The following is a 12,970-nucleotide window of genomic DNA, read 5'->3' as shown; positions in this document are numbered from 1 at the left end:
TCATTATTTTGACCCACGATGAATTCTCATTAAATCTCGCAGATAGTAATATGCTCTTATTTCGGCTGTTTTCCAAACTACCATTGGAAGTCTTATTTATTTTTTCTGACCTATTATACCTTTTGGCCTATTATGTATTGGGGTATAGAAAAAAAATTGTACTCAGTAATATCAAGCATGCCTTCCCAGAAAAAAGCGATAATGAGGTAAAGTCCATTGCACGAAAATTTTATAGAAATTTCACTGATTCAATGGCCGAAACTGTCAAACTATTGACAATGAGCGAAAAAGAATTGAGCCGAAGGTTTGTAGCAAAAAACACTAATTTGGTCTTTGACAAGGTAGACATTGGGGAAATAGTAATCGGCATGTGCGGTCACTTTTTCAACTGGGAAGGACATTTAGTAGCTGTTTCTTCAAAAATTTCCAGTAAATGCGAAACAGTTTACACCAAATTGAGTCAACCATTTTTTGAAAAAGTAATGAAATCCATTCGCTGCAGATTTGGAGCCATGCTTACTGAACGAAAATCATTTCAACGGGCCTTTTTAAGACAACGAAACCAGCCCCGGCTCATCGTACTTGCAGCAGACCAAAGACCTAACCTGTCGGATATTAGATACTGGACAGAATTTATGAATAGGGAAACCGCATTTTTCGAAGGCGGTGAAAAATTAGCGAAAAAATTCAACTGCAGAGTGATTTACGCTCATACCAGCAAACCCAAAAGGGGACATTATATTTTTGAATACCAGGAAATAGCCCTCCCTCCCTATACCGATGATTCACCCCATTCCATTACGGATAAATTTATTTTTCACCTTGAAAACAACATCAGAGACTGTCCTTCACTTTACCTTTGGTCCCATAATAGGTGGAAACAAAAGAAGCCTTCCTTAGTAAATTAAAGGAAAACAGGACAAAACAATTTGCCTGTTTATTAAAAACAGAGACGTGGATTAAAGACAAAAAACCATTATCTTATCTCTGCAGTTTAAAAATAAAGACATTAAAAGAGTAACAAGGCGTATGCTGGAAAAGAATTGATAACTTTGAACCAGTTATTACTGCCGCTCTGAATACAGAAAATCGAATATTATATGGATTATTTAGCCACCCTCAACCCTCCTCAATTGGAAGCTGTAGAAAAAACAGATGGTCCAGTTATGATTATTGCTGGAGCAGGGTCAGGTAAGACAAGGGTACTAACCTATAGAATTGCCCATTTAATCCGCCATAAAAAGGTGGATGCATTTCAAATACTTTCACTCACGTTTACCAATAAAGCGGCGAGTGAAATGAAGCAGCGAATTGAAAGGCTCATAGGATTGGAAGCGAGAAACACCTGGATGGGAACTTTTCACTCTGTGTTTGCCAAAATCTTGAGAGTAGAGGCTGAAAAATTAGGCTACCCCAGTAATTTCACTATTTACGACAGCGATGACAGTAAATCTCTCATCAGATCCATTGTAAGAGAAATGAAACTGGACGATAAGGTCTACAAAGCCAATACCGTTCTATCCAGAATCTCTGGCGCCAAAAACAGGCTAATAGGATGGGAAGCTTACCTTAATGACCCTTATATAGCAGCAGACGATGAAGCAGCTATGAAACCTAAAATGGGAGCCATCTATAAAACTTACCAAAACAGGTTGTTTAGATCTTCAGCGATGGATTTCGATGACCTGCTATTCAATACCAATATTCTGTTTCGCGATCATCCTGATGTTTTGTACAAATACCAGCAGCGATTTAGATACGTAATGGTAGATGAGTTTCAGGATACCAACCTATCCCAATACCTTATCACAAAGAAGCTGGCGGCTGTTCACCAAAACATCTGCGTAGTAGGTGACGATGCTCAAAGTATCTACGCTTTTAGAGGGGCTGATATTCAGAACATCCTCAATTTTGAAAAGGACTATCCTGATTTATTTGTGGTCAAACTGGAACAGAACTACCGGTCCACAAAAAACATCGTAGAAACAGCCAATTCCATCATAGCCAAAAACAAGTCACAGCTGCAAAAGAATGTCTGGACACATAATGATTCAGGAGACCTGATAGAACTTATGAAAGCCTCTTCTGACAATGAAGAAGGCAGAATGGTTGCAGCGACAATTTTTGAAGAGAAAAACAACAAGCAGTTAAGCAATAGCGATTTTGCTATATTATACCGGACCAACTCCCAATCAAGGTCCATGGAGGAAGCCCTAAGAAAATCAGGGATTGCCTATAGAATCATTGGGGGCCTTTCCTTTTACCAGAGAAAGGAGATCAAAGACTTGATGGGCTATTTTAGGTATGTAGTCAATCAAGAAGACGAAGAGGCCTTCAAAAGAATTATCAATTACCCTAAGAGAGGGATTGGCAATACAAGTGTAGAAAAGCTATTGCTTGGGGCCTATGAGCATGATATTTCATTGTGGAAAGTGCTTACAAATAGCCAAAGCTTCCTATCAGGAAGAGGTGCCAATGCAGTTTCCGACTTCTGCACAATGATCAACAGTTTTAAAATGGAGATAGAAAGAAAGGATGCCTTTGAAGCGGCAACTTCTATCGCCAAACAATCTGGATTATTGCGAGACCTTTATGAAGACAAAACAATAGAGGGGTTAAATAGGTATGAAAACGTTCAGGAATTACTTAACGCCATCAAGGAATATGTGGACAATGATGAGAATGAAGACAAATCCTTAGGTGCATTTCTTCAGGAAATCGCCTTGCTAACAGATGAAGACCAGAACAAAAACGACCAAGACGCCGTTACCATGATGACCATCCATTCCTCCAAAGGGCTGGAGTTCAGGTATGTCTTTGTAGTAGGAATGGAAGAAGATCTTTTCCCCTCACAGATGATGATGCAAAGCAGAGAGGATCTGGAGGAAGAAAGGCGGCTGTTTTATGTAGCCACCACAAGAGCCATGGAAAAGCTTTATTTCAGCTATGCGCTCACCAGATACAGGTACGGTAGGTTACTTAATTGTGAGCCCAGCAGGTTTTTGGAAGAAATTGATCCTACCTTTATTAAGGTTAATAAAAAAATAAGCAGCAAGCTTTCAAGTTCATTCCGAGAGAGTGAGGGAAAACAGGGCTTTGTAGGTTTAAAGAAAAAGCCTGCCATGAGAAGTACTACCACGAAATTGCACGACCCGGGCCCTGATTTCAAACCCTCTAATACCAATGCTTTGCAAGAAGGAATGAAGGTAGAACATCCTAAGTTTGGCTTTGGAAAAGTCAACGCCATTGAAACTGAAGGGACCAACAGAAAAGCACATATTCATTTCGACCATTTTGGAGATAAAACATTATTACTTAGCTTTGCAAAGCTTCGCATAGTAGAATAAAGAACGATCATAGATGCCAGAAGTGCCAGGGACTTACTAATGCGTATTTTTTAGTATATTCACAGAAGTTCAGGAAACTTAAATGCAGGTGTCATGGTAAATAATGAAAAGCCTAAAAACAAAGTTATTTTGAAAGAATACGGAAAAAACATCCAAAAATTAGTGGATTATGTAAAAACTGTTCCCGAACAGGATAAAAGGACAGAATATGCATACGCACTTGTGGAGTTGATGAAACAACTCAATCCACTATTAAAAACCGAAAGTGATCAAAAACTTTGGGATGACATGTACATAATGTCAGATTTCTCACTTGAAGTTGACGCACCTTTCCCAATGCCTGCCAAGGAACTTTTAGGCAAAAAGCCGCTTCCTATAGGCTACCCAAAGGGAGAAGTACGCTTCAAGCATTACGGAAGAAACATTGAAAAGCTCATAGCAAAAGCCATTGAGATTGAAGATGATGAAGAGCAGGAAGTCGCATTGATCTATATTGGTCAGTTGATGAGAAGTTTTCATTCTACCTGGAACCGAGAAAACTTTGATGATGCCATTATTATAGATGACATTAAAACCCTCTCCAAAGGTAAACTTCATATCGACCTTGAAAAGGTCAGGGAAAACGGACTCTTTGAAACCAGCATGCGTAGAGACTTCAAAAGCAATGTTCCTACTACTCCTTCAAACAACAACTCCAATGGTGGAAGAAGGAATTATTCCGGCGGAAAGAGAAGAAATAACGGTTCAAATAGCAAAAAAAGAAGAAATTAATGGCATCATTCCGGGTAAACGGAGGGACGAAACTCAAAGGTGAAATCACTCCTCAAGGCGCAAAAAATGAAGCCTTACAAATCCTCTGTGCCGTATTACTTACACCTGAGGAAGTCATCATTAACAAAATCCCCAACATTAGGGACGTTAATAAATTGATTGAACTACTCTCTGATATGGGAGTAGTCGTTCAAAAACGCGGGCCGGAAAGTTATTCCTTTACCGCCAAAAACATAAATCTTTCCTATCTGGAAACAGAAGAATACCTAAAACAAGCTTCTAGCCTTAGAGGATCTGTAATGCTTTTGGGGCCACTGCTTTCTAGATTTGGAAAAGGAAGGATTTCCAAGCCAGGTGGAGATAAAATCGGTAGAAGGAGAATGGATACTCATTTCACGGGTTTCCAAAATCTTGGTGCCAAATTCCATTACGACGCAAAAAAAGAGCTCTATAAAATTGATGCCAGCAAGTTAAAAGGCGCGTACATGTTACTCGACGAGGCATCTGTGACTGGCACTGCCAATATCATCATGGCTGCTGTAATGGCTGAAGGAAAGACAACCATCTACAACGCAGCTTGTGAACCCTATATACAGCAGCTTTGCCTAATGATCAATAGCATGGGCGGTAAGATCACGGGTATAGGCTCTAACCTATTAAATATAGAAGGGGTTAAAAGCCTGAAAGGAACAACGCATACCCTGCTACCTGACATGATTGAGATTGGATCTTTTATTGGCTTAGCGGCCATGACCCAATCCGAAATTACCATCAAAGATGCTCAAGTTGATAAATTGGGGATTATTCCTGACACTTTCAGGAGATTAGGTATTCAGCTTGAAATTAAAGGGGATGATATATACATACCCGCCAGAAAACATTTCGAGATTGAGACATTTATTGATGGATCCATACTGACGGTATCAGATGCAATCTGGCCTGGTTTTACTCCTGATCTGCTGAGTATAGTCTTGGTAGTGGCTACCCAAGCAAAAGGCACTGTTTTGGTTCATCAAAAAATGTTTGAAAGCAGGTTGTTTTTTGTTGATAAATTGATCGATATGGGAGCCCAAATCATCTTATGTGACCCACACAGGGCCACGGTAATAGGCCTGGACAGGAAGTATCCGCTAAAGGGTATCCGAATGACTTCGCCAGACATACGAGCAGGGGTCTCACTTTTGATTGCTGCCATGTCCGCTGAGGGCGTATCGATAATCGACAACGTAGAACAAATAGACAGAGGTTATCAATATATTGATCAACGACTAAATGCCCTTGGAGCAGATATCGTAAGGTTTAATTAACCTTTATTTTCTAGTTAAGGGGTGGATGACCGAGGTTTAATAAGGCCGGGGACATCTACTCCTCCACTCCTATCTCCTCAAGAAGTTCTGCGTACCATTCTTCACCAAACTTCCTCACTAAGGCATCTTTCAAAAACCGGTACAAGGGCACACCAAGAGTATTGCCCAAGGCACAGGCTGCGTCACAAATCTCCCACCTGTCATAATTCAAGGCCTCATACTCATCGTATTTAGTAATTCTAATAGGGTATAAATGACAGCTGATTGGCTTTTTAAATGCGGTCTTGCCATTGTTATAGGCATCCTCTATTCCACACTTTAAAATTCCTTTATCGTCAGTTGTGGCAAATGCACAGGCACCATTTTCTCCGATAGTACTTGTACCTTTTTCATTTTCCTGGTCAATTACCCAAGTTCCCTTTTCAGCTATTGCATCTCTGCCTTCTGCTGTAAGAAAAGGGGCTATGGCAGGATAATCTTTATCCAAAATTTTAATTTCATCATCTGTGAGAGGCGCACCAGCATCACCTTCTACGCAGCAAGCGCCTTTACATTTACCTAAGTCGCAAACGAAGAATTGCTCCTTTATATCATCGCTGATTACCGCATTACCAACTAATATCATATATTCATTTTTTACAAAGGTATTCTTTTCTCTAATAGGTTAAAAATAAAAACTGACCTATGGAACAATCTGGAAGTAGTTTAACCCGGATTATGCAATAGACATTCTATTACATAATCCGGGTTTAACACCAATTCATAGAAATTAATTAGCACAATTTGACTTATTTAAATGATGGTTTGATCAGCGTTACAGCAAAAATACTGTCTATATATTTGTTCAAACTTTAAATCAGGGTTCAACACCAAGGCCTACTTAAAGCCCATTCTTTCAGGAGTGACGGTAATTCTAAAATTTTCACTTTTACAAGGCTAAAAAATCAGGTGAGTTAATTCCATAAACTTCCCTTCCTCCACAGGGAAGTGGTTCCACCAAGTAATAGAATCGCAACTACAAATTTATTCGTAGCGCTAAATTAACTGCATTGTCCCAACAAGAACCAAATTAAGATAAAAATCAGCACCGTGCTAAAGCAGCCACCGCCTAATTTATAAGCACCATATCCTGCGATCAATCCTTTAAACAAATCTTTCATAGCCCTTTATAAGTAATTATCAACAATTCCTCTTAGAAATATAATCAATTAATCTGAAGAGCAAAATAGATTTAATCCTTATCAAAAATGTAAACAATTAATAAAAACGAAATTCATTGTGAATAATGGCTTTATTTAATTTATTTTTGTGAAGTGCAGGCTGGTTTGTCGCTGTTCTTGGTGATTCATCAAGAAAAGAGGAAAGTCCGGGCAACATAGAGCACCATACTTCCTAACGGGAAGGTGTACTGGTAGCAATACCAGTATAACAGACAGTACCACAGAAAAGAAACCGCCACAGTTGGTTCTTCCAATTGGGGTAAGGGTGAAATGGCGGGGTAAGAGCCCACCGGATACCGGGTGATCGGTATTGCAAGGCAAACCTTATGGGTTGAAAGACCAAATAGGCTTCGGTCATTGGGCTGCTCGTCCAAATCTAACAAGATAACCGAAGTGGGTAGGTCGTTGGACCTTTTCTGTGAAGAAAAGGCTAGATAAATGGCAAACGCTTTGTAAAAAGTTACAGAACCCGGCTTATAGGCCTGCACTTTTAATTTTACTAATTAACGGATAGCTTTAATATGCCGAAAATTTTGATAATAGATGACGAAAAAGTCATCAGGTCTACGCTTAAAGAAATTCTTGAGTATGAGAAATACGAAATCTTTGAAGCCCAAGATGGTGAGAAAGGTCTCGAAATGATAAAAAACGAGGATTTTGATTTGGTCCTATGTGACATCAAAATGCCAAAAATGGATGGAATGGAAGTGCTTTCTAAAGCCAGCGAGCTTAGCAAGCAACCTCAATTCATTATGATTTCTGCTCATGGATCTATTGAAACAGCGGTAGAAGCTACCAAAAAAGGCGCCTTCGATTTTATCCCAAAACCCCCTGATCTCAACAGGCTATTATTAACGGTCAGGAATGCCCTGGACAAAAAAGAACTGGTTCAGGAAACAAAAGTGCTGAAGAAAAAGCTTTCTAAAAAGCTGGACATGGTTGGTGAGTCTAAAGCCATATCTATAGTAAAAGAAACCATAGAAAAAGTAGCACCAACGGATGCCAGGGTTTTAATTACAGGCCCAAATGGAACTGGTAAAGAATTGGTATCCCATTGGATCCACCAAAAAAGCAGTAGAGAAAAAGCACCTTTTATCGCTGTCAATTGCGCGGCAATACCTGCCGAATTGATCGAAAGCGAATTGTTTGGTCATGAAAAAGGAGCCTTTACCTCGGCGAACAAACAAAGGCAAGGAAAATTTGAGCAAGCCAATGGCGGCACACTTTTCCTTGATGAAATTGGCGACATGAGCCTCTCTGCTCAAGCGAAAGTACTAAGAGCCCTACAGGAGCACAAAATTACCCGCGTAGGAGGAGACAAGGACATAAAAGTAGATGTCCGGGTGCTCGCAGCCACCAACAAAGACCTCAAAAATGAAATCGCTGAAGGTAATTTTAGGGAAGATCTTTACCATAGAATAAGTGTCATACTTATCCAAGTACCTCCATTAAAAGACAGAAGAGATGACATACCATTACTGGTAGACAAATTCTTAGGAGATATTGCCGGGGAATATGGTACCACCAAAAAAGAAATTGAAAAAGCTGCTATTCAAAAGTTGCAAGAATTTCCTTGGACAGGAAATATCAGAGAACTAAGAAATGTAATCGAAAGGTTAGTTATACTTGGAGGTAAAAGCATCTCTGCCGAAGACATTAAAAAGTATGCAGATTATTAAATAAGCGCTTTGGTGCTTAGCCATTTGCTTCTACACTCCCTACCTTCGCATATGCAGGGCAGGGTTTGCTAGAAGCACATGAAGACAATACCAAAATCGCACAAGCCACCAAAATTGTCAATAAAGTTTTCATAATATTAAAAGATTTAAGCCAAATATGTGTAAATACTAAATAAATACAAAATTAATTGATCATTAAATTACAGCCCCTGGTCTCGCTGTTATCCATTCTCCCTAAAACGGTGAAACTTCCATCTTTATTTTTTACGCCAAGATCTTCCGTTTCAATAAAGGAACAAGAGTGGAAATTTGCCAAATCTATGACATTCAATGCGCCCGAAGTCCCAGAGGTATAGGTAAATGGATCATAAACATCCCTCACCATTACCTTCATAAAAGGAGAGCACCAAAACTTACCCTCTCCCGGAGAATAGGCTTGTGACATTAGTTCAGTCATCCCATATTCTGAATGAATATTGTCCACCTTGAAAGCTGTTTTGAGCAGTTGGTGGACTTCCTCTCTGATCATCTCTTTTCTTCTTCCTTTCATTCCGCCAGTTTCCATCACAATCACATCTCCAAAATCGGTAGAAGGACTTGTAGTTTCTGCCAAATCTAACAAAGCAAAAGTCACACCAAGTAATAAAGTTTTTTTACCATTCTCTTTCAGACTTTCCAATTTCTCCTTTAAAGCCTCATGTTCATACAAATAAAAACCTGATTGATCAGAGTTACTTTCTTGGATAAAATGAGCCGCCATATCAACAAGAGAACTGCCTTCTCTTTCCAAATAGGAAGGAAGCAATGCAAGCACATGGAAATTTTTCAAAGAGCCATAAACGGCCTCAAAATTATTTACACAATGCTGCAAGTAGAATTCTTTAGACCAAATATAGTGCCGACTGTTTTCCTGACCTGTAGTTCCACTACTGGAATACCAAGAGGTATATAAATCCTCAGGCCCTGAGATCACCTTTGCTGTTTTGAATAAGGAGATGGGCAGGAATGGTATTTCCTGTACCTCTGTAATTTTTTCAGACTGAATCCCTCTAACTTCAAGATACTTGCGGTAAATTTCATTGTGCGTGGATTGGTACCTAAATACATCCATTGCCAAGGCATCAAAATCCTGGATTTTTCCTGATTTAATTTTTTCACAAAAACTTTTAAAAGAATTCATCGTTATTTTATGGTAAAACCCAAAATTTGATCATTTTTACATTCAAAGAGGCGGAAGTGTAAAATTACGGATTACCTATGAAGTTAAAAAATCACACCATCATTACCCTGCTCCTACTTTCAGTTTGGGTTGGATGCATTTCCCCACCGGATAATTTCCCAACCGTACCACAAATTGATTTTAACAATCTGGAATTTGTTCAGACGTCAGGGTCAGATTCATTGATCATCACCTTGGACTTTCGTGATGCAGAAGGAGATTTGGGTTTAAATGCAAAGGATATATTCCCTCCTTTTAATGAACTTAACTATTTCACCAATGATGCCGGTGAGTTTATTACCTATAGTGAGAGACCCGACGATGCCCCAGACTTCAACAACAGAGACTGGGTTATTTTTCCATTGATCAACAATCAGGAAATAAAAGACACCTTGTGGGTATCCGAAAATGAGGATTACTACAATATCTTGGTTAAATTTTTCATTAAAAGAGGTGGAAATTACACCGAATTTAATTGGTCAGATCCACCTTACTATACAACCTTCAATGGCCGCTTTCCAAGAATGCTTGAAGAGGATCAATCACGCGCTATAGAAGGTAAAATCAGGTACGCTATGTTGTCTCTGGGATGGAATAGCATTTTCCGAAATGACACTATAAAACTAGAGTTAAAAATCAAAGACAGGGCTTTAAATGAAAGCAATGTGGTAAGCACTCCTGATTTCACTTTATCTCAGATCGAACGCTGATCGCAGATTTAAAATTTATTTTTAATTAAAAGATTGCTGGGAAATTTTTGGGGTCAGCTTCATGCATCATAGCATAGACTTTCTCCACAACATCGTCAGCACTTGGTTTGGAAAAGTAGTCCCCATCTGACGAATAAGCAGGCCTATGTTCTTTAGCTGAAAGTGTCATAGGTTGAGAATCCAGGTAATAGTAAGCTTGTTGCTCTTCGATGACTTGCTGCATCATATAAGCAGAAGCTCCTCCAGGAACGTCCTCATCTGCAAAAATAACCCTGTTGGTTTTCTTAATAGAATTCAAGGTAACCTGATCCAAATCGAAAGGTAACAGAGTTTGTACATCTATAACCTCAACAAAAATCCCTATTTGAGCTAGTCGCTTAGCCGCTTCCAACACTATTCTGCACATGGAACCGTAAGTCACTACTGTGATGTCTTTACCCGACTGTAAGATCTCAGCCTTTCCTAAAGCAACTTTAAAATCCCCAATATTGGAAGGCATTTTTTCTTTTAGCCTGTATCCATTCAGTGATTCTATAACAATAGCAGGCTGATCAGCTTCCAATAAAGTATTGTACATACCTGCTGCTTGGGTCATGTCTCTAGGCACACATAATAGAATCCCTCTGAGACTACTCAAGATCATACCAATAGGAGATCCAGAATGCCATACTCCTTCAAGTCTGTGCCCTCTGGTACGAATAATCAAAGGTGCTTTTTGCCCCCCTTTAGTCCTGTAATGCAGGCAAGCCAAATCATCCGACAAGGTCATTAATGCATAAATCAAATAATCCAGGTATTGAATTTCTGTAATAGGCCTTAGACCTCTCAATGCAGCACCTATTCCCTGTCCTATAATGGATACTTCGCGAATACCCGTATCTGTGACACGCAACTCTCCATGTTTGGCCTGTAAGCCTGCAAATGCCTGATTCACATCTCCTATCAAACCTACATCTTCACCAATCACAAAAACCCGGGGATCTCTTTCTAGAATGGCATCAAAGCAGGCCTTAAGAATTTCACGACCATCCAAAACAGAGGGTTCCTCAGAATACTTCACTTCCACGGGAGGAACGGCATCAACCCTAAATTCAGACTCACTGTATTGATGACTTGAATACCTGTCTTGGTTTAGTTTCTGTTGGCTTTTATACCAGCTTTGAAGCCTTGCCTTGACTTCTAAAGGTTCTGTTCGAACCAGTAATAAAGCTTTTCGGACAGTACTGATTACATCCATCCTAACGGGATTTAGGGTACGCCTAAGCTCATGAACCATTTGAGTTAGTTCCTTATTCCCTTTGCACTTATCTGCCAATTCAATCAGCAGCACTACCGCTTCGTCTAATTCTTTTTTTATCGTAGCTGAAAAGGCTTTCCAAGCTTTGTCCTTGCTTTCTTTAACAAGTTGCTTTGCCTCAGCATTTATTTGATCCAACTCTTCCTCAGAGGCTATTTTGTTGGACAATATATATTCTTTAAACTTAACAACGCAGTCGTATTCTACCTCCCACTGAAGTCGCTCTTTGCTTTTGTACCTTTCATGAGATCCTGAGGTAGAATGCCCCTGAGGTTGGGTCATTTCCGTCACATGGACCAGAACAGGCACATGCTGCTCCCTGGCCACTTTATTTGCCCTGCTATAGGCATTTACCAAGCCCTCGTAATCCCATCCTTTTACGACTAATATTTCATAGCCCTTTTGTTCGTTATCCCTTTTAAAGCCTTCTAGTGCAGCCGAAATACTTGCTTTAGTTACTTGTAAATCATTTGTCACAGAAATGCCGTAATCATCATCCCAAACAGAAATAACCATTGGCACCTGCAAAACACCTCCTGCGTTAAATGTTTCAAAAAACATTCCTTCGGCAGTTGATGCATTTCCTATTGTTCCCCACGCTACCTCTCCCCCTTTATTGGAAAAGCTAGTCATGTGTTGAAGTGCAGGGTTTTCTTTATAAAGCTTGGAAGCATAAGCTAGACCAAGTAGTTTGGGCATTTGAGCTGCAGTAGGAGAAACATCTGCAGAGGAATTCCTCATTTCCATCAGGTTTTTCCAAGTACCGTCATCATTCAAAGACCTGGTTGCAAAGTGTCCATTCATTAAACGGCCTCCACTTGCAGGCTCTACTTTGGTATCGGTATGTGCATACAACTGAGCAAAATACTCCTGAAGACTAAGTTCTTGCATCGCAAACAGAAGGGTTTGGTCCCTGTAGTATCCGGACCTGAAATCACCCAGTTTAAAAAACCTTGCCATAGCCACCTGAGCCAACTCTTTACCATCCCCGTAAATCCCAAATTTGGCTTTACCCATAAACACCTCTTTTCGTACAGTCAACGACGCATGCCTACTTATCATGACCATTCTATAGTCATTCAGGACACTTTGAACCCCAAAAGGGTTTTCGCTTTCTTTAGTAAGTGTAGGTAAATATTCAGTATTCATTAATTACGCCATTTTTCATCATATGAAAATCCAAGGATTTCAAAAATACACATTTTTTGGAGTTATCCCAATTTTTAAGAGGAGCTAAAATGCATAATAAACAATATTATTCCGTATACAATGAAAATAAACGCTGTCAGAAGAATATTATTTTGAATAAACAACAAAAACAACGACAACTAACAGGTAGCTCAATAAATAATATTTACACAACCCTCATTTTAAGGCAATTAGACGTAAAATAAAATAATAAAAAAGCAGGAGATAATTA

At 39.4% G+C, this 12,970-nt stretch carries 9 protein-coding genes and 1 other RNA gene; 7 read left to right on the top strand and 3 right to left on the bottom strand.

The genetic code is table 11. The features are described from left to right. Positions 1-50 precede the first annotated feature (50 nt). From CA2015_RS12360 to murA, 4 genes are all read left to right on the top strand, one after another. Positions 51-908 carry a lysophospholipid acyltransferase family protein gene (locus tag CA2015_RS12360; RefSeq protein WP_048642197.1) on the top strand — a complete coding sequence of 286 codons (858 nt, stop codon included), beginning with the start codon at positions 51-53 and terminating at the stop codon, positions 906-908. A 192-nt stretch (positions 909-1,100) separates the two neighbouring features. Continuing rightward, positions 1,101-3,347 carry an ATP-dependent helicase gene (locus tag CA2015_RS12355; protein WP_048642196.1) on the top strand — a complete coding sequence of 749 codons (2,247 nt, stop codon included), beginning with the start codon at positions 1,101-1,103 and terminating at the stop codon, positions 3,345-3,347. A gap of 93 nt (positions 3,348-3,440) precedes the next feature. Then, positions 3,441-4,118 carry a DUF4290 domain-containing protein gene (locus tag CA2015_RS12350; protein ID WP_048642195.1) on the top strand — a complete coding sequence of 226 codons (678 nt, stop codon included), beginning with the start codon at positions 3,441-3,443 and terminating at the stop codon, positions 4,116-4,118. Continuing rightward, a complete protein-coding gene (murA, locus tag CA2015_RS12345) occupies positions 4,118-5,425 on the top strand; it encodes a UDP-N-acetylglucosamine 1-carboxyvinyltransferase (protein WP_048642194.1) in 1,308 nt (435 codons plus the stop codon). The genes CA2015_RS12350 and murA overlap by 1 nt, the downstream gene beginning before the upstream one ends. Before the next feature lie 55 nt (positions 5,426-5,480). Here the strand turns inward: murA and CA2015_RS12340 are convergent, their stop codons facing one another. Next, positions 5,481-6,050 carry a DUF3109 family protein gene (locus CA2015_RS12340; protein ID WP_048642193.1) on the bottom strand — a complete coding sequence of 190 codons (570 nt, stop codon included), beginning with the start codon at positions 6,048-6,050 and terminating at the stop codon, positions 5,481-5,483. A gap of 687 nt (positions 6,051-6,737) precedes the next feature. On the opposite strand from CA2015_RS12340, the gene rnpB reads away from it, so the two are divergent. Both rnpB and CA2015_RS12330 read left to right on the top strand, forming a co-directional pair. Next, an RNA gene (rnpB, locus tag CA2015_RS24480) (RNase P RNA component class A) lies at positions 6,738-7,138 on the top strand. Positions 7,139-7,166: 28 nt separating this feature from the next. Beyond that, complete coding sequence (locus CA2015_RS12330; protein ID WP_048642191.1) at positions 7,167-8,324, top strand: sigma-54-dependent transcriptional regulator; 1,158 nt, start codon at positions 7,167-7,169, stop codon at positions 8,322-8,324. A 184-nt stretch (positions 8,325-8,508) separates the two neighbouring features. On the opposite strand, the gene CA2015_RS12325 is transcribed toward CA2015_RS12330, so the two are convergent. Further along, positions 8,509-9,504: a LuxE/PaaK family acyltransferase gene (locus CA2015_RS12325; protein WP_048642190.1), complete on the bottom strand. Its 996-nt coding sequence runs from the start codon at positions 9,502-9,504 to the stop codon at positions 8,509-8,511. 77 nt (positions 9,505-9,581) lie between these two features. Between CA2015_RS12325 and CA2015_RS12320 the strand changes: the two genes are divergently transcribed. Next, on the top strand, positions 9,582-10,253 hold the full coding sequence (locus CA2015_RS12320; RefSeq protein WP_048642189.1) for a hypothetical protein: 672 nt from the start codon (positions 9,582-9,584) through the stop codon (positions 10,251-10,253). A 25-nt stretch (positions 10,254-10,278) separates the two neighbouring features. Here CA2015_RS12320 and CA2015_RS12315 read toward each other — a convergent pair whose 3' ends face one another. Then, positions 10,279-12,699, bottom strand: a complete 2,421-nt coding sequence (locus CA2015_RS12315; RefSeq protein WP_048642188.1) for an alpha-ketoacid dehydrogenase subunit alpha/beta — start codon at positions 12,697-12,699, stop codon at positions 10,279-10,281. Positions 12,700-12,970: the final 271 nt, after the last annotated feature.

The sequence above is a fragment of the Cyclobacterium amurskyense genome, from assembly GCF_001050135.1.
GTDB lineage: Bacteria > Bacteroidota > Bacteroidia > Cytophagales > Cyclobacteriaceae > Cyclobacterium > Cyclobacterium amurskyense.
The sequence above is the reverse complement of the archived record's forward strand: the minus strand, read 5'-3'. Positions and strand labels throughout refer to the sequence as shown.

Coding starts and splice junctions, on each gene's coding strand:
- CA2015_RS12340 (WP_048642193.1), bottom strand. CDS start 6,050: ATGATATTAGTTGGTAATGCGGTAATCAGCGATGATATAAAGGAGCAA.
- CA2015_RS12360 (WP_048642197.1), top strand. CDS start 51: ATGCTCTTATTTCGGCTGTTTTCCAAACTACCATTGGAAGTCTTATTT.
- CA2015_RS12320 (WP_048642189.1), top strand. CDS start 9,582: ATGAAGTTAAAAAATCACACCATCATTACCCTGCTCCTACTTTCAGTT.
- CA2015_RS12315 (WP_048642188.1), bottom strand. CDS start 12,699: ATGAATACTGAATATTTACCTACACTTACTAAAGAAAGCGAAAACCCT.
- CA2015_RS12350 (WP_048642195.1), top strand. CDS start 3,441: ATGGTAAATAATGAAAAGCCTAAAAACAAAGTTATTTTGAAAGAATAC.
- murA (WP_048642194.1), top strand. CDS start 4,118: ATGGCATCATTCCGGGTAAACGGAGGGACGAAACTCAAAGGTGAAATC.
- CA2015_RS12355 (WP_048642196.1), top strand. CDS start 1,101: ATGGATTATTTAGCCACCCTCAACCCTCCTCAATTGGAAGCTGTAGAA.
- CA2015_RS12330 (WP_048642191.1), top strand. CDS start 7,167: ATGCCGAAAATTTTGATAATAGATGACGAAAAAGTCATCAGGTCTACG.
- CA2015_RS12325 (WP_048642190.1), bottom strand. CDS start 9,504: ATGAATTCTTTTAAAAGTTTTTGTGAAAAAATTAAATCAGGAAAAATC.